Origin of the sequence: Pedobacter westerhofensis (assembly GCF_900182595.1) — a bacterium.
In the GTDB taxonomy this organism is placed as follows: Bacteria; Bacteroidota; Bacteroidia; order Sphingobacteriales; family Sphingobacteriaceae; genus Pedobacter; species Pedobacter westerhofensis.
Genome location: NZ_FXTN01000008.1, coordinates 193553 through 214436, shown reverse-complemented (window position 1 = coordinate 214436; position 20884 = coordinate 193553). Strand labels below are relative to the sequence as shown.

The window sequence follows — 20884 nt, the reverse complement described above, 5'->3', positions numbered from 1 at the left end:
ATCAAATGAAAACCATACCGCAATTTTTAGCTGAAATCAGAAGAGGTGATTATTTATCTTTAGCGCGGGTGCTGACTCTAGCTGAAAACGAGCTGGCCGGTAGTGCCGAACTGCTGCAGGCTCTGGAAATGGATCCCAATATCCCGGTCATAGGTATTACCGGGCCTCCGGGAGCTGGCAAAAGCACGCTGGTAAGTTCAATGATCAGTATATGGAGCAGTCAGCAGAAGAAAGTGGCGGTATTAGCTGTGGATCCCACATCACCATTCAATCTGGGGTCTCTGTTGGGAGACAGGGTGAGGATGTCTGCACATTTTAACGACCCTAATGTGTATATCCGGTCTATCGCTACACGTGGTTCGGTGGGCGGGCTTTCAGGAAAGGTAATTGAAATGACGGATGTTTTAAGAGCTGCAAATTTTGATTATATTATTATAGAAACTGTAGGGGTTGGGCAATCAGAAATTGAAATTGCCGGTTTAGCCGATCTTACCATCGTTGTGCTGGTTCCCGAAGCGGGTGATGAAATACAGCATATCAAATCTGGTTTAATGGAAATCGGCGATGCTTTCATTGTGAACAAGGCAGACAGGGAAGGCGCCGGTTCTTTTGCCAGCAAACTGAGAAAGATGCTTCATCAGCGGATCAGCACTGTCCCGGTATTTGAAACAATCGCGGATAAACAGCAGGGCACAAAAGAAGTATTGGAGTGGCTGGAAGGAGCAGGGATTCAGAAAAATGGAAAGAAAGTATATTTATATACTGAGAAGGCCTATAAACTGATTCAAAATAAAAGGATGAAAGATGTTTCGAGAGCGGATCTCCAGCAGCGTATTGCTGACAGTTGTGATGCGCCAGGCTTCAATATATATCAGTTCATAGACCAGTACTAATTATTGCGGTTTCAGCACCGGGGTGGTTAACTGTTTCTTTTTCCAGTGATCTCCCTTTTCATATAAAAAGAATTTTCCAAGTTTATACTTCACCTTCAGGTGCCCGTTGTAATCCGTTCCCAAAAGCCTGTGCGGAGTTTGCGGATTGTTCTTTAAGCAATCGTCGATAGCAAGGGTATAAACGGTAGGCCCGGTCATGCGGTGTACATCGTGCGGGTATTTATCCTGACGGATATTGCTGAGTACCATTTCTATCGTTTTTTCGAGAAAAGGATGACCAGGGCTATAGATCAGCGCCCATTGTGCATAGAGTGTAGGATCTCCTTCTCTGGTAATGACTGCTACATCATCTGCGCGGATAAAATCATCCAGGCGGCTGTTGATGCCGCTGTCAATATCAACATAGATTCCACCCTTTTTATAGAGTACTGCATACCTGAAAAAATCAGCCTTTGCAGCGCCAATATTCAACCTGCTGTAAAGTTCAAAAACTTCGGCCCCGAATTCCTCCTGCAGGAACACAGCGATGCGTGCATCGTCATAAAACTCGTAGGCATATTCCGGATTTTTCTTCCTGAAGCCGGAAATATGCCAGCGCGTTAAGAATGGCAGTTTCGAAGATTTAAAAGTCTGATGTATGATTTTTGGTATGGACATGTCTGTGTGTTTAATAAGCGCTGTTCATCATCTCTTCGATTTCTTCCGCTTCCAGCGGGATATTTGCCATGAGATCAATATTGCCATCGCTGGTAAGGAGGAGGTTATTTTCGAGGCGGATGCCAAATCCTTCTTCAGGGATATAGATACCTGGCTCGCAGGTAAGGACATTTCCTTCTGAAAATGGAATATAACGGTTTGCAAAATCATGGACATCCAAACCAAGGTGATGACTGATGCCGTGCATAAAATACTTCTTATATAATGGATAAGCCGGATTCTGAGCCTTAACATCCTTTAGGTCCAGAAGATTCAGGCCTACCAGTTGCGCTGTCATTATCTCTCCAATTTCCAGGTTATAGTCTTTGGCAGTAAGGCCGGGTTTAAGCATCGTTTTTGCCTCTTTCATTACATACAGTACAGCGTTGTAAACATCTTTTTGCCGCGGTGTAAATCTGCCGCTTACCGGAATGGTGCGGCTCATATCTGCATTATAGTTTGCATATTCCGCTCCAAAATCCATCAGAATCAGTTCGCCTGCCGCACAAATCTGATTATTATCACCATAGTGCAAAATGTTCGCATTCTTACCCGAGGCTATTATAGGCGGGTAAGCATGTCCGGTAGCTCTTTTCCTGATAAATTCATGGATGATCTCCGCTTCAATTTCATATTCTGTCACACCCGGCCGGGTAAACCGCAGAACCCGCAAAAAAGCATCGCGGGTGATGTCACATGCTTTTTGTATCAATTGTACTTCTTCATGTGACTTTGTGTCACGAAGCTGACGCATTAACGGCGCGGCTCTTTCATAGTGATGTAACGGATATTTCGATTTTAGGTGTTCAATAAAACGGATATCACGCGAAGGGATGGTATATGCAGATGTAACATTTTCATTTATATTCAGATAAATGAAATCTGCGTAAGCAATGATGCTGTGCAAAATGGCTTCAAAATCCTCCAGCCAGTAAACCGTCTGAATACCAGATGCCTTTTGTGCTGAAAGTTTCGTGAATTTATGGCCTTCCCACACTTTAATCTGATCGCTGGTCTGTCTTAAAAAAAGGACTTCCCTGTACATAGGGTTAGGACAATCGGGATAAATCAGCAAAATAGTCTTCTCCTGATCTATACCAGAGAGATAAAACAAATCGGCATTTTGTTTGAACGGAAAGTCCTGATCACCGCTTTTTGGGAATTCATCATTGGATTGAAATATAGCTAATGAGTTGTTATTTAGGAGTTTCCGGAATTTTATTCTGTTTTCAATAAATAACTTGTTTTCTATATCTTCGTATTTCATGATCAGGCTGACTATATTGGCAAATAAAGTCAAATATATCCAAATCCTAAAATATGTTAAAATTGGAACGGTGTTTGTATATCTGTTGTGAGAAATAAAAATTTGTTTAATTTTGCTACACAAAAAAATTATACAGTTTAAATTTGTTTAACCTTAAAAAAGAAAAATTATGAATTATTCTACTTTGAAGAAGGGGCTAGCATTATCCTTTGTAACAGCTGTTGGAGTTTCGACTCTTGCTTCTGCACAGGATTCTACTGCAACTTCATCTTCAGCCAAAGTGTTTGGTGGAAGAGGCCAGTACAGAACTTGGTCAGTTGGTGTTAATGGTGGTGTTTTATCTCCGTTCATTGCGATCGGCGGATCAAACGACTTCACTAATGCTGATGTAAACTTAGGCTACGGTGTTTCATTAAAGAAACAACTAGGTCACGCTTTTGGTTTAGAAGGTAACATTTTCCGCGGAAAAGTTTCTGGAACAAACAAAGACGCTACAGGCGGATCACAATTTGGTGTTCAGGAATCTGAAACTTCAATCGGTTACGCAGCTGACATCAGAGGCGTTGTTAACGTTGCTACTGTTGACTTCTTACGTCGTGAGAACTCAGTTAACTTCTTCGTTACTGCTGGTTACGGTTTAGTTGCTTATGCTCCTAAAGTTACTTATACTGGTGGAACTGTTGTTGACTGGAAAGATCACGCAGGTGATAGCAGAGATAAAAAATACGTTAAAGAAGCTTACATCCCAGTTGGTGCTGGTGTGAAATTTAAAGTTTCTGACCGCGTTGCTTTTAACTTAGGTTACACAATGCACTTCATTGACAGCGATAACTTCGACGGAGTTTATGCTAAAGGAACTACTAAAGATAAATTCTCATACGGTTACGCTGGATTAGAATTCTCATTAGGTTCGAAAGCTAAACCAGATTTAGAATGGGTTAACCCTTTAGCTTTGATGTATGATGAATTGAAAGATCCTTCATTGCGTCAAGAAGTTGAAGCATTAAAAACTCGTGTTTCTAACGTTGAAAAATCTGTTGAAGATTTGAAAAAAGATAGCGATGGAGACGGTGTTTCTGATCAATTCGACAAATGCCCAGGAACTCCTGCAGGTACTGCTGTTGATGGTTCAGGATGTCCACTTCCAGCTCCAGTTGCTCCAGCAGCAAATGCTAACGTAACTGGTTTCGAAACTATCCAATTTGAATTCAACTCTTCAGTTTTAAAAACTGAATCTTACCCTACTTTAGATAAATTATCTTCAGTGTTACGTGAAAACGGTGGTAAAGCCTTAGTAAAAGGTTACGCTTCAAGCGAAGGTACTGCTGCATATAACTTGAAATTATCTAAAGACAGAGCAAACTCTGTAAAAACTTACTTAGTTAACTCTGGAGTTAACGCTAGCCAAGTTGCTACAAAAGGTTTAGGTGAAGCTAATCCAATCGCTTCTAACGATACTGAAGAAGGTCGTATCCAAAACCGTCGTGTTGAAACTTCAAGAAACTAATATTTCTTAAACAACATACAGAGAAAGGGCTTCGATTTATCGGAGCCCTTTTTTTTGTGCCCTGTTTTTCCTGCTATCCATTGTTTCTCTGCGAACAGGAATCACAATAATTATCTACATTTGTGATATGAAGAGAATAATCAATACTACAGATGCGCCGGCACCAATCGGACCTTATAGCCAGGCTGTTCTTGCAAACGGGTTTTTATATGTTTCGGGACAAATTCCTATCAACCCTGCAACGGGCGAGCTGACAATGGATTCAATTAAATCGGAAACAGAGCAGGTAATGCGTAACCTGAACGCCGTGCTGCTTGAAGCTGGGTTTGAATTTTCTGATATCCTGAAAACGACGATCTTTTTATCGGATATGAGTTTGTTTGCAGAAGTAAATGACGTTTACGGATCTTATTTTGAGACTGACTTCCCTGCACGTGAAACGGTTGCTGTAAAAGGATTGCCAAAAGGGGTAAATGTAGAAATATCTGTTGTTGCCTATAAGGGATAATATTTTGTTCGCGTCTGATCTTGATACCACGATAGAATTTTTAAAGGGCGTAGGGCCAAAGCGGGCGGAGATCCTGCAAAAGGAACTGGGGATATTTACTTATGGCCAGCTTCTTACCTACTATCCTTTCAGGTATATTGACAGAACGCGTTTTTATAAAGTTAATGAGCTCCAGCCAGACTTTCCCTATGTTCAGATCCTGGGCAGGATCACCGGGAAAGAAACTATCGGCGAGAAACATAAAAAGCGAATCGTTGCCCGCCTCACCGATGAAACCGGAACCATCGAACTGGTTTGGTTCCAGAGTTTAAAATGGGTTGAAGAAAATCTGGTACGTGGCAAGGTGTACATCGCCTTTGGCAAACCCACGGTATTTAACGGTTCATTCAGTATCTCACACCCTGAACTGGAAACCTATCCCCGTCCGCTTACAGTGACGGGCAATATGACGCTGCAGCCCGTCTACAATTCTACTGAAAAATTAAAGAAGTTCTCACTGGACAGCAAGGGAATTCAAAAGCTGCAGGCATTGCTGATCGAACAGTGTTTGCCTGAAGTAAAAGAGACCATGCCGGCATATATACTTGAAAAATACAAGCTGATAAACCGCCGGGAGGCATTATTAAATATTCACTTTCCCAAAGACACTGTTTCTTTACAGCGGGCAGAACGCCGGCTGAAATTTGAAGAACTGTTTTTTATTCAGCTGCAGCTGCTCAGCAGCAAACAATTCAGGGAAATGAAGTTCAAAGGACAGCTCTTCAGTATTGTAGGAGAACGCGTGAACCACTTTTACAAAGAGATCCTTCCTTTTGCACTTACAGGTGCGCAGAAACGGGTGATCAAGGAAATCAGGATTGATACCCAGCGCGGCGTTCAGATGAACCGTTTGGTTCAGGGGGATGTGGGCAGCGGGAAAACCGTAGTAGCTTTAATGAGTATGCTCCTTGCCAACGATAATGGCTTTCAGGCTTGTATCATGGCACCAACAGAAATCCTTGCACGTCAGCATTATCATTCTATCGCGTCATTGCTCGACGGCAAACTGATCAAGGTGGATATCCTTACCGGGAACAGCACAAAAAAACAGCGGACGCTGCTGCACCAGCAGCTCGAAGCCGGGGAGATTGATATCCTGGTAGGTACTCACGCACTAATTGAAGATAAAGTAAAGTTTAAGAACCTGGGCCTGGTAGTTATCGATGAGCAGCACCGCTTTGGCGTTGAACAAAGGGCAAAGCTTTGGCGCAAGAATGATATCCCGCCGCATATTCTGGTGATGACCGCCACGCCGATCCCCAGAACGCTTGCCATGACTGTATACGGGGATTTGGACGTGTCTATGATCGATGAGCTCCCTGTGGGCCGGAAACCGATTGAAACAAGGCATCTGTTCGAGGGGCAGCGCCTGCGTATGTTTGGGTTTATGAAAACGGAGATTGCCAAAGGCCGGCAGGTCTATGTGGTATATCCATTAATCAAAGAAAGCGAAAAACTGGACCTGCTGCATCTTGAAGCAGGTATAGAGCAGATGCGCTATCAGTTTCCGCTGCCGGAATATCAGATCAGCATCGTGCATGGAAAGATGCCGAATGCAGACAAGCAATTTGAAATGCAGCGGTTTATTGATGGGAAAACGCAGATCATGGTGGCCACCACTGTGATAGAAGTAGGAGTGAATGTTCCGAATGCCTCAGTAATGATCATCGAGAATGCAGAGCGCTTTGGCTTATCCCAGTTGCATCAGCTCCGCGGCAGAGTAGGAAGAGGGGCAGAACAGAGTTATTGCATCCTGATGTCGGGCCAGAAACTGAGCAGGGAAGGCCGGAAGAGACTGGAAACGATGGTCATGACAAACAATGGATTTGAGATCTCGGAGATCGATCTGGAGCTGCGCGGACCGGGAGATCTGGCGGGTACGCAGCAAAGCGGTGTGCTTGATCTTAAACTGGCAAACCTGGTGAAAGATCAGCAGATTTTGCAGGAGGCGCGAAACACCGTAATAGAAATTTTTCACGAAGATCCCCTGCTTGCTTTACCTGAAAATGCTTTACTCAAACGTTTCACAGATAAAAAAAGCAGAGGAATCGCTTTGGATAAAATTTCTTAGTCTTCGTCTGATCCAGGCATAGATCCTGTGCCTGTGTATGCACCTTTTCTGATCACAGGAACACCAAGGTGTTTATACAGATCATCAAGATGAAGCAGGCTGCCGTTTGTCAGGTTGCCCAGGAAAACAATCACAATATTTTTATCAAGATCGCGCACATAAATGTGGCGGAAACCATGCCACCAACCGGTGTGATATACTACTTTGCGTCCATTGTCCCCATCAAACATTCTCCATCCGTAACCATAGTTAAAGTGGCCGTTTACTGGTTTATTATGTCCGGTATAGGCAGAGTCCAGGCTCGCCTTCTTCAGTAATCTTCCTTTTTTAAGGGCATTATCGTACAAAACCAGATCGTGCACGGTACTGTAAACGCCTTTATCGCCCACAGGGCCATCCAGAAAGTTTTGTACTACAGAATATCTCCAGGTCCGGTCGTGACCTACTACATCAACCGGAATTTTTGGGTAAACCGTTGTTGAATATACATGAGTATGTTTCATTCCCGCAGGTTTAAATACATTGGCCATCATGTAATCAGCATACTTTTTGCCTGTTACCTTTTCTATGATTGCGCCAAGCACCATAAAGTTAGAGTTATTATAATGAAACCTGGTATCAGGCGCAGCATAACGTGCAGGTTTGTACTGTGCAATCAGGTCCATCACATCAGTATTGCTCATTGGTTTCCGTTTATCTTTCCATATTCCATCGGTAAAATATACATAGTTCATCATCCCGCTGCGGTGAGATAACAGCAGTTTTACCGTGATCCCCTCATACGGGAAATTAGGATAGAACTTTTTTACGTTATCATCCAGTTTGATCTTGCCCTGCTCAACCAGCTGCATGATGGCTACTCCGGTAAAAGTTTTGGTGATGGAGGCCAGCTCAAACTCCGAACTGATCTTCAGGCTGTCGCGATGCAGGTAATCTGCCCATCCAATGGCTTTTTCATAAAGGATTTTGCCGTCTTTGGCAACAAGCATATTGCCGTTAAAGCCATATTTCTTATGTAGGTTCTGAACAAAATCAGCGATCCATCGGTCACCTTTGGCGGGATTATAAACGAGCAGGAGGCTGTCTTTTTTATCGTCATTTACAGTCCGGACTTTTGGATCTTCGGTTTTTTTTTCAGCGTGTGAACAAGCATTAAATAGAAAAGTGGCCAGGACAGCCACAGGTAGAATGGTACGGTAGGTCATTGTATGGATAGGTATTTTTTGAAGCCGGAAAAATAAACAATAATTACCCTTTAAACGCAAAAGAGTTTTAAACATTATGATATACGTTACATTCACGTATGTATATAAACCTTATTTTTGGTTCAAAATTATAGAACAAATGAATTTTAGAACCGAACACGACACCATGGGCGAAGTGCAGGTGCCAGCCGATAAATACTGGGGCGCACAAACTGAACGTTCACGTAATAATTTTAAAATTGGTCCGGAGGCTTCGATGCCAAAGGAAATCATCCATGCTTTTGGTTACCTGAAAAAAGCCGCAGCACTGGCTAACCAGGAATTAGGTGTATTGACCAGTGAAAAAGCAGCATGGATTGCTTCTGCATGCGATGAGGTCATCGCTGGTCAGCTGGATGAGCAGTTCCCTTTAGTGATCTGGCAAACAGGATCAGGCACGCAAAGCAATATGAATGCGAATGAAGTGATTGCTTACCGTGCGCACGTGCTGAATGGTGGTGACCTTGCTGATGAAAAGAAAATCCTTCATCCAAATGATGATGTAAATAAATCACAGTCTTCAAATGATACCTATCCTACAGCCATGCACATTGCGGCATACAAACAGGCCGTAGAAATTACCCTTCCGGGTTTGGAGAAACTGCAGCAAACCTTACAGGCTAAAGCTGCAGAATTCAGCGATATCGTAAAAACGGGCAGGACCCACTTTATGGATGCTACCCCTCTTACCTTAGGACAGGAATTTGGAGGTTACGCACAACAGATTACCAATAGTATCCGCGCAGTGAAAAATGCGCTGGAGATGATCACTGAGCTTGCTCTTGGTGGTACAGCGGTAGGTACAGGTCTGAATACCCCTAAAGGATATGATGTGCTGGTTGCTGCAAAGATTGCAGAACTGACAGGACTGCCCTTTGTTACTGCACCAAATAAATTTGAGGCACTGGCGGCACACGATGCCATGGTAGAACTTTCTGCAGCATACAAACGTACAGCAGTAGCCCTGATGAAAATAGCAAATGATGTAAGGATGCTGAGCTCAGGCCCGCGTTCAGGAATTGGAGAGATCATTATCCCCGATAATGAGCCCGGTTCTTCGATCATGCCCGGAAAAGTTAATCCTACACAGCCCGAAGCACTGACAATGGTTTGTGCACAGGTAATGGGCAATGATGTTACCGTAGGTATTGGCGGAAGTAATGGTCATTTTGAACTGAATGTTTTTAAGCCTGTAATTGCTGCCAATGTTTTACAGTCGGGAAGATTGCTGGGCGATGCCTGCGTATCCTTTAATGATAACTGTGCTGTAGGTATTTTACCTAACCTGCCGGAGATCAAAAAACATCTGGAGAACTCTCTGATGCTTGTTACGGCCCTAAACCCGCATATCGGCTATGAGAATGCGGCGAAGATTGCCAAGAAAGCACACAAGGAAAATAAAACCCTGCGTGAGGCTGCCGTTGAACTTGGTTTATTGACCAGCGAGCAGTTTACTGAATGGGTGAAACCAGAAGATATGGTAGGTAGCTTAAAATAGCATGAATAAATACCATTATCTAATTATCCTATTATGTTTGACGGCGTTTCTCAGTTGTGAGAGACGCCCAAACGTTCAGGGTAATGGAGAACTTTTTTTGCAGGGCGTATGGAATCAGGACAGTGTAGCCAACTCGGCAGTGCTGCTCAATTACACAAAGTACCATATCAAATTTACCTGCGACTCTTTTTATGTAGACCTAACTACACATTCGAAGGTTAACTATTATGAAGACCCATGTTACAATAATGGGGTCTGGAAAGAGTATGCAAAAGGGGTTTACCAGGTTAGAAAGGATAGCCTGTTCCTGGAAGGCACCTACACCAAAGACAACTACAAGCAGAAAGTATCAGGGTGTTATACTATCGGTATTTACAGAAAAGGATTTATTGTTAAATCTTCGGATGCCGGACACCTTTACCTGCAGGGCTTAAGCGATCAGCGCGATGTTAACCTTGTTCTTAAACAAAAGATAACCTGTGTACCACAGGAATTATAGAAAAGTATATGATTTTAGCTCATCAATTAAAGAAGGCTCTTATAGCGATTGCACTGATCGCTTACCTGCCATTAACTGCCGGTGCCTGGGGCATGACGGGGCACCGGATAGTTGGGCAGATTGCCGATTATTATTTAACCTCAAAAGCACGTAAGGCTGTGATGCAGGTGCTGGGAACTGAGAGTCCTGCGATGGCAAGTAACTGGCCGGATTTTATCAAATCTGACAGTACTTATAACTATCTGAGCAGCTGGCATTATGTAAACCTTCCAGGTAACCTGGATCAGAATGGTGTATTTAATTTTTTGGATAGCTACAAGGAAGCGAATGTTTATAACAAGATTCCTGAGATGATTGCCATCCTGAAGGATAAGCAAAAGACAGGGGCAGAAAAGAAGATGGCCATGCGTTTGCTGATTCACTTTTTAGGGGATATTCATCAGCCGATGCATACGGCCAGAAAGGATGATCTTGGCGGAAATAAAGTGAACGTTACCTGGTTTGGCCAGCGGTCAAACCTTCACCGTGTTTGGGATGAGCAGCTGATTGACTATCAGCAATTGAGTTATACAGAATATGCTGTGGCAATCAATCATCCTACTAAGGAGCAATTGACTAAATGGCGAAGCGATTCACTTAAAGAAACTGTTTACGAGTCGTATGAAGCTTGTAATAAAATATATGCAGCTACAAAAGCAGATGATAAGTTAAGTTACCGCTATAATTTTGAGTTTGTTGATCTTATGAATGAACAGCTGCTAAAAGGAGGAGTGCGTTTAGCACAAATACTCAATACGATTTATGGCTAGGAAAAAGATACTTATGGTATGCCTGGGCAATATTTGCCGTTCCCCTCTTGCCGAAGGAATTGTGCGGCAAATCGCTGCAGACCATCAGCTCGACTGGGAAATTGCTTCCGCAGGTACCGGAGACTGGCATGTTGGGCAACCGGCAGACCGGAGAAGTATCGCCGTGGCCAAAAGTTATGGTTATGATATTTCCAGGCAGCGCGCCCGGCATTTTGACAGCAGTATGCTGGACGAGTATGATCAGATCCTGGTGATGGATAAAAATAATCTCAGGGATGTACTAACGCTGGCCAAAAACGATGAGCAGCGCAGAAAGGTGAGCTTATTCCTTACTGAAAACATGGATGTTACTGATCCTTATTATGACGATCAGTTATTCGACCCGGTATTTCTGACTATCGAAGAGAGGGCGAAAAATTTGGTGAAGGAGTTAATGGCAAAATTTAGTTAATCAACTTGTCTTTTCAAAAAAAATGAAACTTTTTTATAAGAGAGGTGTTCTTTCCGTACATCAAAACCTATAAAAATGAGTAATCTTACAGTAAACCCAGAAACATTAAACGACCTGATCCAAATTAATAATGACAGAATTGCTGGTTATGAAAAAGCAATTGAAGAGCTTTCTCCTGAAGACAGTGATCTGAAGGCATTATTTGTTAAAATGGTTGGTCAAAGTCATAAACATAAATTAGCATTAGCTACTGCAGTGCAGGGCAGCGGAACAGAACTGGAAACAGGTACTACTAATTCTGGTAAAATTTACCGTGCATGGATGGATGTGAAAGCAATCTTTACTGGTCATGACCGTAAAACTGTATTAAACAACTGTGAAGCAGGCGAAGATGCTGCTCAGAAAGCATACAAAACCGCTTTAGAAGAAGAAGGTTTGTCTGCAGATACAAGAGCACTCATCACAGAGCAAAAAGCTGATTTAAGAGTTTCTCATGATGAAGTTAAAGCGCTGAGAGATCAGCAGGCTTAATCTTTTCAATAAGCATAAAAAAACCGCAGAAGATATCTTCTGCGGTTTTTTTATGCTTATTATTTAGAGTTGTATATACCAAATTCTTTATCAAGATGTTCGGTTACCCTCTCGATCGCATTATCTATGGTATTGCTCAGGATCGTAATGAATGAACCTGATTTTGCTGTAGCAACCAGAAATTGCAGGGCATCAGCGCCATCATTGTTGATAATGATTTCCATTTTGGGATTTACATCATGTATACCTGCAATTAGCAGATCAATGAGTTCCTGCTGCTGTCTTCCGCGGAGGTACTTTTCCTGGCAAATGATAATCTTATCAAACATCTGCGCTGCGATGCGTGCAGTTTCTCTGATATCCTCATTTCTTCTGTCGCCCGTTCCGGAGATCACGCCGATATGTTCAGTAGCTTCTACGGTTTTAAGGTAATTTTTAATCCCGTTAAAACCATCCGGGTTATGCGCAAAGTCAACAAGAATTTTAAATTCCTTAAATTTAAAAATATTCATTCTTCCTGGGGTTTGCGCCGCTGAAGGGATAAATGTTTCAAGAGACATACGGATATCCTCTATTTTATAGCCATACAGGAAGGTCGCTAATGTTGCTGCCAGTACATTCTGGATCATAAAATCAACGCTGCCGCCAAAGGTTAAGGGAATATGTGTTACTTTCTCTACACGGATCTTCCAGTCGCCTTTTTTAATGGTGATATATCCATTTTCATAGATTGCAGCAGAGCCGCCTTTCTTGCAATGTTCAACAATCACAGGATTGTTTTCATCCATGCTAAAGTAAGCCACCCTGCAATCTGCATTCTGGCCAATCTTCACACAATATTTATTGTCTGCATTTAATACTGCCCAGCCATCTCTTTTCACAGCGCCGATCACTACCCCTTTTACTCTGGCCAGGTCTGACAAATTATGGATATCTGAGATGCCCAGGTGATCTTCCTGGATATTGGTGACGATACCGATATCACAGCGGTTAAATCCAAGTCCTGCTCTGAGAATACCTCCACGGGCAGTTTCCAGAACAGCAAATTCTACTGTAGGATCCCTGAGGATAAACTCTGTGCTGACAGGCCCGGTGGTATCACCTTTCATCAGCAGGGTATTCTGTACATATATTCCGTCAGACGTAGTATAGCCCACCCTGGTGCCATTGCTTTTCACAATGTGTGCAACCAGTCTTGTCGTTGTTGTTTTTCCGTTGGTTCCGGTGATCGCAATAATAGGTATCCTTGCAGATTTCCCGGGAGGATATAACATATCGATTACCGGTGCAGCCACATTTCTAGGCAATCCTTCGCTTGGTGCAAGGTGCATGCGGAAGCCGGGAGCGGCATTTACTTCAAGAACAACCCCGCCATTTTCTGTAAGCGGCTGTGTCAGGTTTTGTGCCATGACATCGATCCCACAGATATCCAGGCCAATGATCCTTGATATACGTTCGCTAATAAATATATTCTGAGGGTGAACAAGGTCTGTTACATCAATGGAAGTACCGCCGGTACTCAGGTTAGCTGTAGACTTCAGATACACCAGTTCGCCGTTAGGTGCTACTGTGTCCAGTGTGTAGTTCTTTTTGGCCAGCAGGTCCATCGTGTCACGGTCTACAATAATTTCGGTGAGCACATTTTCATGGCCATATCCGCGGCGGGGATCTTCATTCTCTTTATCAATCAGCTGCTGTATCGTAAGGATACCATTTCCTGTAACATGTGCAGGTACGCGCAGCGCTGCGGCAACCATTTTATTATCAATGACAAGTATACGGAAGTCGTACCCGGTGATAAAGCTTTCAATGATGATCCTGCGGGAGTATTGCTTGGCATATTCAAAAGCTGCTCTGGCTGCCTCGGCAGTCTTCACATTAATCGTGGCGCCCTTGCCATGATTGCCGTCAAGCGGTTTAAATACCAGCGGGAATCCTACAGATTTAATCGCCTCATCCAGGTCTTCAATTTCTGAAATGGTCACGCCCTTGGCAACCGGAATGGCCGAATCCTTCAGCATCCTTTTGGTTTCATCCTTATTTCCGGCAATGTCTACAGCTATGCTGTTGGTCTTCTCCGTCATTGTTGCCCTGAAGCGCACCTGATTTTTACCGTATCCAAGCTGGATCAGCGAGCTTTTATTAAGCCTGATCCAGGGTATGTCCCTTGCTATGGCTTCATCAACTATAGAGCCTGTACTTGGGCCAAGCATTTCCATATGTCTTAATTCCCTTAGGCGCTGGATATCCTCCTCCAGATTATATTCCACATTATTAATCAGCGCTTCTGCGATCCTCACACTGGCTTCTGCGGCATAGATACCGGATTTTTCTTCCAGATAGCTGAATACGACATTGTAAATCCCGTCGGTTTTAGTGGAGCGCGTTCTTCCGAAACCAGTGTCCATCCCCGCAAGGGTCTGGATTTCCAGTGCAATGTGCTCTATTACATGGCCCATCCATGTACCTTCTTTTACGCGTTCAAAAAAACCGCCCGGTTCTCCTTTTGAGCACCTGTGCGAGTATAGACTTGGCAGTATTTTTTCCAGGCGATCACCAAATCCTTCAATTGAGTTTGTGGGACGTTGTTCCATATCCTCCAGATCCAGCCTCATTTGAATTAATTTTTTTCTGTTGATCGACCAGATATTTGGTCCTCTTAGCACTTGAATGCCGAGTATTTTCATAAGTTGTTTATTTGTCTTTATAGGTTATGAAGCTTGCAGCAGTTTGCTCATAAAAAAATGAAATGTAGTGCTGCAGGTTTCATATAATGTATATTTCAGTTTTAGGTAATAGAGCTACCATGAGTACCTTCCATGCCCATGGTTAACCAGCAAAAATGCTCAGAATAAATTGAGGTTAAATCTAATCAAACAATGTCAATATTAAAGGAAAAAAATATTAGTGCTTTTTTCAACTGAGATGAATGATGTTCATTAAAATTTCATTTTTGCTAATAATTGTCAATTACTGATGAAATTATGGTAATAATTAAAGTATTGAATATATATTTGAAATTTTAGGATAACAAAACACATACAATGGCTCCAAAAGGTAAATTAATAATAATTGGTGGTGCGATAAACACCGGCAGTTTTACTGAGACCCAGTTCGGGCTCCCTCAGAATATGAATTTTTTTGAGAGAGGCATATTAAAACGTATTACCACAGAATCAGTAAAAGATGCTGCATCCCGTTTCGAGATCATTACCACTGCCTCTTTGGTTCCTGAAAAAGTTGGTGAAGAGTATATCAAGGCTTTTGCGCAGCTGGATGTCCACAATGTAGGTGTACTTAATATCAGCAACAGGGAACAGGCCAATGACCTGGCAAATTGTGAACGGGTAAAGGCTGCAGAGGTTCTTGTTTTTACAGGGGGCGATCAGTTGCGGCTATCTTCTATATTTGGAGGTACCGCCATTCATCAGATCCTGCTCGATAAATATCAGAATGAGGAGATTGTAATTGCCGGAACATCGGCCGGAGCAGCTGCGAGTTCAAAGAATATGATCTACCAGGGCAACAGTAAAGACGCCCTGTTAAAGGGAGAGGTTAAAATTACTGCCGGATTAGGATTTATTGACGGCGTGATCGTAGATACCCATTTTGTACAGCGCGGACGCATCGGCAGATTGCTTTATGCCACAGCCAGCAGCCCGGGAATCCTGGGTATTGGACTTGGTGAGGATACAGGTTTGTATATCTCAAACGGGAATATGATGGAGGCTATCGGCTCTGGTATGGTGATCCTGGTAGACGGGCGTCATATGAGCGATACCAATCTCACAGATGTGGAGATGGGCCAACCTGTTTCCATAAAAAATATGATTGTTCATGTCATGTGTGACGGTGATACTTATGATCTGACAGATCATCTTTTAACCATCCATCACCCTAAAGTTATCCCTCAATATTAAGACGATGAAACTGATCATTCATGGTGGTTTTTTTAGCGAATCCGCTACAAACCAGGAAACCAAAAAAGCCAAGCAGGACGCACTGGCAGAAATTGCTACACTATCCTATCAATATCTGCAATCGCATACTGCTTTAGAAACGGTAGCCTATGCGGTAAGCCTGCTGGAAGACAATCTACTTTTTAACGCGGGGCTGGGATCACAAATCCAGAGTGACGGAAAAGTGAGGCTGAGTGCCTCCATCATGGATGGTAAAACTCAAAAATTTGGTGGAGTAATTAATATTCAGGATGTTCAGCATCCAGTACAGGTGGCTTCGCTTTTATTAAATTATGAAGACAGCGTGCTGAGTGGCGACGGGGCCCTGGATTTTGCAAGGAAAAATGATTTTGCCTACTTTGATCCGATTACGCCTCAGCGACAGGAGGAGTATGAACTTAAACTCAACCAGCACAATAATAAGGGAACGGTAGGTTGTGTAGCACTGGACGCAGAGGGCAATCTTGCTGCAGCTACCTCCACCGGGGGCAAAGGTTTTGAAATTCCCAGCAGAGTGAGCGATTCTGCTACGGTAGCGGGCAATTACGCAAACGGTTTTGCAGGTATCTCCTGTACGGGAGTAGGTGAGGATATTGTGAGTATAGCTTTGTCTGCAAGGATTGTCACCCGGGTGACTGATGGATTTACACTTAAAGATGCCTGTGATAAATCTTTCGCAGAGCTTAAAGCTATAGATGGATTCGCCGGAATTATTGGAATAACCGCTGATGGGCAGGTGTATCATATCGATTCTCATCCCTATATGGTATGGGCATCTTATGATGATAACTTACAGGTATTCAACTAAAAAAGTATATATAATCAAAAAAGATATATATTTGTTACATGTATAAACTATGTTTCGCCTTGCTTTGCCTTGTTTTTTCCGGTTCGGCAATCGCACAAACGAATACTTTTACTCAGCAGGACCCCAACACCGGCGGGGGGGCAATCAGTATTGCCACTTCCGGCGCAGATGAAGCAGAAGGAGATGTTTATTTTCAGGAAGCGGAAAAAAATGAGAAAATGGGCGACTTGAACGATGCGCTGACACTTTTTGGAAAAGCTGCATTTGAGTACAATAACTCGGGCAATTTTTCGCGTTATGGCGCCTCTTTATTGAGATTGAGCAATGTTCATTATATGCTTGAACACTATACAGAAGCAGAACAGGTAGTACTGAACGTAGCGCTGAAAACGTATTCGCGCTTTGGTAACCGTACGGGACAGATGGCTTCATACAATCAGCTGGGCAAAATTTATCTGGCAGCAAATAAACTGACACAGTCGATGTGGTTTTATACCCAGCAGGGAATCCTGGCCAGACAGGTGAATAATAATTCTTCCTATATCGATTCCATCCTGGGATTGGTGCAGGTGAAAATCAGGAAAAAGGAATATACGCTGGCAATTAAAGACATTAACCGCGCAGAGCTTTTCGCTAAAAGCTCCAATATCAGCCAGTTCAGAGGGCAGATCAAACAGGCAAGAACTACTATTGCAGAGAAGAAAAGAGTAATGTAAATTAATCGTACGGATTTTCCGTATATTAGGGAATCACTGTTTGTACCATTCTTAAATACGGTGTACAATGGTCAGAACCATGTATTTACCGCAGAATTAATTATATTTGGGAAAGATTACAGAAAAGAGACAGTATAATACTGTCTCTTTTCTGTTTATTTGAGAAATTGGTATCATATTGGTTCTTACTATAAAAATGGAATTTAAATTATTTAAAGAGATGTTGAAAAGAATATTACTGGTAACCTTCACTGCAGCCATATTAGCCTGCCAGGCCGCTCCAAAGCCACAAAAGCTGGTTGAAGGAATCCCTAATATTAAGCCTGATGAACAGCAGAGTTTGGTATGTAAGGAAATTGTAGCACTGATTGAAAATTACAATTATAAAAAATTAACACTGAACGATTCTATTTCCTCTCTGATTTTAGATAAATATGTAAAGGCCCTCGATCCGTACAGAAGTTATTTTCTGGCTTCTGATATTAAAGATTTTGAACAGTTCAGAACTACACTGGATGACCAGTTCAGGGCAGGCGATCTTACTGCGCCATTTTATATTTTCAATGTTTATTCCAAAAGATATAATGAAACACTTGACTATGCCATTGCGCATATCAAAGATAAATACGATTTCAACCAAAATGATACTTACGTTTTTGACCGTGAGAAAATGCCATGGGTAAGCTCAACAGCAGACCTGAACGACATCTGGAAAAAAAGAGTAAAATATGAGCTGATCAACTTGAGTATTGCTGGTACCGCCGACAGTAAAAATGTGGAAACACTAACAAAAAGATATCAGAACCTTAAATCGCAGTCCTCAAAACTGAATAACCAGGATGTATTCCAAACGATCATGGATGCGTTTACAGAGACGATCGATCCGCATACAAACTATTTCAACCCAACCAATGCCCAGCAGTTTAATGAGGATATGGCCCGTTCTTTTGAAGGAATCGGCGCGCGTCTGAAACTTGAAAATGACGTGCTGAAAATTGATGAGATCATTGCAGGCGGACCTGCCTTCAAAAGTAAATTGCTGAATGCAGGCGACAGGATTATTGGTGTTGCTCAGGCTACCGGTGATTTCGAAGATATCATTGGATGGAGAATTGAAAGTTCAGTAGCCAAAATCAAAGGGCCTAAAGGAACAAAGGTAAGATTGAAGATCATTCCTGTGGGACATGAAATGTCATCCAAACCGGTAATTATAGAGCTGATCAGGGAGAAGATCGTAATGGAAGATCAATCCGCGAAAAAAGAAGTTAAAACCATTCAGTCTAACGGAAAACCATTTAAAATAGGTATTATCACTGTTCCTGGTTTTTATGCCGACTTTAAAGCGGCAAACGCAGGTGATCCAAATTACAAAAGCACAACGCGTGACGTAAGGTTGCTGATTGATACCCTGAAAACAAAAGATAAAGTAGATGCGATTGTAATGGACCTGCGTGCCAATGGTGGCGGTTCACTTGTAGAAGCCATTGATCTGACAGGATTATTTATTGACCGCGGCCCGGTGGTGCAGGTTAAAGATTTAAAAGGAAATATTGAAGTAAGTGAAGATGAACATCCGGGTGTTGCATGGGACGGCCCTTTTGGTGTGATGGTCGACAGACTGAGTGCATCTGCTTCTGAAATCTTCTCTGGTGCGATCCAGGATTATGGAAGGGGAATTATCGTGGGTACACAAACCTATGGTAAAGGTACTGTACAGTCTTCGATCGATTTAAATAAGCTGGTAAACCCTTCAATCCTTCAGCGTTTGGCTGCCCTGGTTCAGAAAGGACCAAACTCTTCAGGACTGGCAGTTAAAAGTGGTAAAGATGCAACTCCTCAATTGGGTCAGATCAACCTGACAATGGCCAAGTTTTACCGTGTAAACGGAAGCAGTACGCAGCATAAAGGCGTAATGCCTGATATCGTACTTCCTTCTTTCTATCCGATGGATAAAATCGGTGAGGATACAGAGCCATCGGCGCTGCCATGGGATGAGGTTCAGCGCTCTAATTTTGTGGCTGTATCAGATCTTACCGCAATCAAGCCTGAGCTTGTTAAACTCCACAACGAAAGAATGGAAAAATCGCTTGATTATAAAGGGCTGATCCAGGATATCGAAGACATGAAAAAACGTGATACCGAGACATCTGTAACACTGAACGAAAATAAACTTAAAGCAGAGCGGGACAGCCTTGAAGCTAAAACTTTAGAGAAGATCAACAAACTAAGGGCATCAAGAGGACTGCCGGCTGTTAAAAAAGGCGATAAGATCAAGAAGGACGAGACTTTTGACTTTGTTGAAGATGAAACCATGCACGTAATGGCAGATTTCATCCAACTGAAGAAATAGTAACCGCTAATAATAAAAAAGGGTATGATAATCAGACATTCTGAATATCATACCCTTTTTTATTTAAGGACATCTTAATTTCTAAGATTCCTTGCGCTTGGAAATCTGCATAGACATCATCTCTTTCATGGTTTTATTCATACCATCGGTAGAGCCATCAAGGAAGATCACATTGCCGTCACTATTCTCTGCAAAATGTTTAATAGACTCCGTCCACATTGTAAAAAGGATTACTGAGATGTCCAGATTGGCCTGTTCCATTTCCTGTGCCGCTTTGGTCATACCGTGTGCAACTTCTGCACGGAACAGCGCAATACCCTGTCCCCTTAACTGGGCAGCTTCGCGCTCTGCTGCTGCCGCAATCTTAATTGCATTTCCATCAGCTTCTGCCCCTTTGGTTTTGGTAATCAGTAAAGCCTGTCCCTCATTCTCAGCAGCAGCCTTCAGGTTATTTGAAGCAACCACGCGGCTCATCGAGCGCATGATCTCCTCGTCAAAGGTGATATCGTTCAGCTGAAGATCCTGCAGGTGATATCCCCATGACTCCAGAACTTTATCGATCTGTTCTTTCACGTGGAGCACAATCTCATTACGCTGGGCGAGCACATTCGCCTGTTTTTGTGTAGCCACGTAAGCCCTGATCGAACCTTCGATGGTACGGATGAGCGCCTGCATCAGGTTTGTGGCATCTACGAACTTAAAAGCCACATTTTTAATAGTTTCTTCATCATGATCCAGAACCGAATACAATAACATGGCCTTGAAATATACATTGGCCTGATCCTGCGTGACTGCCTGAAAAGACAGTTCTACCGAACGGTTCTGTATCGAGATCCGGGATTGGATCACCTCAATCAGCGGGATTTTAAAATTGAGACCGGGGCCTAACTGGCGCCTGTACTTGCCAAAGATTGTAACCACAGCGATGGTCCCCTGTTTAACCGTTACAAACGAGCTAAACAGTATAACCAGTGCTATAAAAAGGAAAATTAATAATCCGTAACCCATAAATTGAGAATTTTAAATTTAAACTTTTTC

At 42.7% G+C, this 20884-nt stretch carries 18 protein-coding genes; 13 read left to right on the top strand and 5 right to left on the bottom strand.

From position 1 onward, the window contains the following. The first annotated feature begins 5 nt into the window (after positions 1–5). On the top strand, positions 6–893 hold the full coding sequence (gene meaB, locus FN831_RS16735; RefSeq protein WP_142529334.1) for a methylmalonyl Co-A mutase-associated GTPase MeaB: 888 nt from the start codon (positions 6–8) through the stop codon (positions 891–893). On the opposite strand, the gene FN831_RS16730 is transcribed toward meaB, so the two are convergent. Together FN831_RS16730 and FN831_RS16725 are read right to left on the bottom strand one after the other, a co-directional pair. Next, positions 894–1550: a glycosyltransferase family 32 protein gene (locus FN831_RS16730; RefSeq protein WP_142529333.1), complete on the bottom strand. Its 657-nt coding sequence runs from the start codon at positions 1548–1550 to the stop codon at positions 894–896. A gap of 10 nt (positions 1551–1560) precedes the next feature. Further along, the gene (locus FN831_RS16725) at positions 1561–2856 is read right to left on the bottom strand and encodes an aminopeptidase P family protein (protein WP_142529332.1); all 1296 of its coding nucleotides are present in this window, start codon (positions 2854–2856) and stop codon (positions 1561–1563) included. 169 nt (positions 2857–3025) lie between these two features. Between FN831_RS16725 and FN831_RS16720 the strand changes: the two genes are divergently transcribed. The 3 genes from FN831_RS16720 to recG all read left to right on the top strand — a co-directional run bounded on the left by FN831_RS16720 (position 3026) and on the right by recG (position 6981). Next, positions 3026–4363: an OmpA family protein gene (locus FN831_RS16720; protein ID WP_142529331.1), complete on the top strand. Its 1338-nt coding sequence runs from the start codon at positions 3026–3028 to the stop codon at positions 4361–4363. Positions 4364–4490: 127 nt separating this feature from the next. Further along, on the top strand, positions 4491–4871 hold the full coding sequence (locus FN831_RS16715; protein ID WP_142529330.1) for a RidA family protein: 381 nt from the start codon (positions 4491–4493) through the stop codon (positions 4869–4871). A gap of 4 nt (positions 4872–4875) precedes the next feature. After that, the gene (recG, locus tag FN831_RS16710; RefSeq protein WP_142529329.1) at positions 4876–6981 is read left to right on the top strand and encodes an ATP-dependent DNA helicase RecG; all 2106 of its coding nucleotides are present in this window, start codon (positions 4876–4878) and stop codon (positions 6979–6981) included. Here the strand turns inward: recG and FN831_RS16705 are convergent. Further along, positions 6978–8186, bottom strand: coding sequence for a serine hydrolase domain-containing protein (locus tag FN831_RS16705; protein WP_142529328.1), 1209 nt, complete (start codon positions 8184–8186; stop codon positions 6978–6980). The genes recG and FN831_RS16705 overlap by 4 nt on opposite strands. A 139-nt stretch (positions 8187–8325) precedes the next feature. On the opposite strand from FN831_RS16705, the gene fumC reads away from it, so the two are divergent. From fumC to FN831_RS16680, 5 genes are all read left to right on the top strand, one after another. After that, on the top strand, positions 8326–9723 hold the full coding sequence (gene fumC, locus FN831_RS16700; RefSeq protein WP_142529327.1) for a class II fumarate hydratase: 1398 nt from the start codon (positions 8326–8328) through the stop codon (positions 9721–9723). Positions 9724–9760: 37 nt separating this feature from the next. After that, a complete protein-coding gene (locus tag FN831_RS16695) occupies positions 9761–10222 on the top strand; it encodes a fumarate hydratase (RefSeq protein ID WP_246101589.1) in 462 nt (153 codons plus the stop codon). Between the two features lie 8 nt (positions 10223–10230). Continuing rightward, positions 10231–11031, top strand: a complete 801-nt coding sequence (locus FN831_RS16690) for a S1/P1 nuclease (RefSeq protein WP_142529325.1) — start codon at positions 10231–10233, stop codon at positions 11029–11031. Next, positions 11024–11482 carry a low molecular weight protein-tyrosine-phosphatase gene (locus tag FN831_RS16685; RefSeq protein ID WP_246101588.1) on the top strand — a complete coding sequence of 153 codons (459 nt, stop codon included), beginning with the start codon at positions 11024–11026 and terminating at the stop codon, positions 11480–11482. Before FN831_RS16690 ends, FN831_RS16685 begins: the two co-directional genes overlap by 8 nt. A 75-nt stretch (positions 11483–11557) precedes the next feature. Beyond that, entirely contained in the window at positions 11558–12013 is a 456-nt protein-coding gene (locus FN831_RS16680) for a ferritin-like domain-containing protein (protein ID WP_142529324.1), read from the top strand. A gap of 59 nt (positions 12014–12072) precedes the next feature. Here FN831_RS16680 and cphA read toward each other — a convergent pair whose 3' ends face one another. Continuing rightward, positions 12073–14700 (bottom strand): cyanophycin synthetase, encoded by a 2628-nt coding sequence (cphA, locus tag FN831_RS16675; RefSeq protein ID WP_142529323.1) that lies wholly within the window; start codon positions 14698–14700, stop codon positions 12073–12075. Between the two features lie 357 nt (positions 14701–15057). Here cphA and FN831_RS16670 point away from each other — a divergent pair, with 357 nt between their 5' ends. The 4 genes from FN831_RS16670 to FN831_RS16655 all read left to right on the top strand — a co-directional run bounded on the left by FN831_RS16670 (position 15058) and on the right by FN831_RS16655 (position 19846). Next, on the top strand, positions 15058–15933 hold the full coding sequence (locus FN831_RS16670) for a cyanophycinase (RefSeq protein ID WP_142529322.1): 876 nt from the start codon (positions 15058–15060) through the stop codon (positions 15931–15933). A gap of 4 nt (positions 15934–15937) precedes the next feature. Then, positions 15938–16780, top strand: coding sequence for an isoaspartyl peptidase/L-asparaginase (locus tag FN831_RS16665; protein ID WP_142529321.1), 843 nt, complete (start codon positions 15938–15940; stop codon positions 16778–16780). 38 nt (positions 16781–16818) lie between these two features. After that, positions 16819–17496 carry a hypothetical protein gene (locus tag FN831_RS16660; RefSeq protein WP_142529320.1) on the top strand — a complete coding sequence of 226 codons (678 nt, stop codon included), beginning with the start codon at positions 16819–16821 and terminating at the stop codon, positions 17494–17496. Positions 17497–17692: 196 nt separating this feature from the next. Then, a complete protein-coding gene (locus tag FN831_RS16655) occupies positions 17693–19846 on the top strand; it encodes a carboxy terminal-processing peptidase (protein WP_142529319.1) in 2154 nt (717 codons plus the stop codon). 81 nt (positions 19847–19927) lie between these two features. On the opposite strand, the gene FN831_RS16650 is transcribed toward FN831_RS16655, so the two are convergent. Next, entirely contained in the window at positions 19928–20854 is a 927-nt protein-coding gene (locus FN831_RS16650; RefSeq protein ID WP_142529318.1) for an SPFH domain-containing protein, read from the bottom strand. Positions 20855–20884 lie beyond the last annotated feature (30 nt).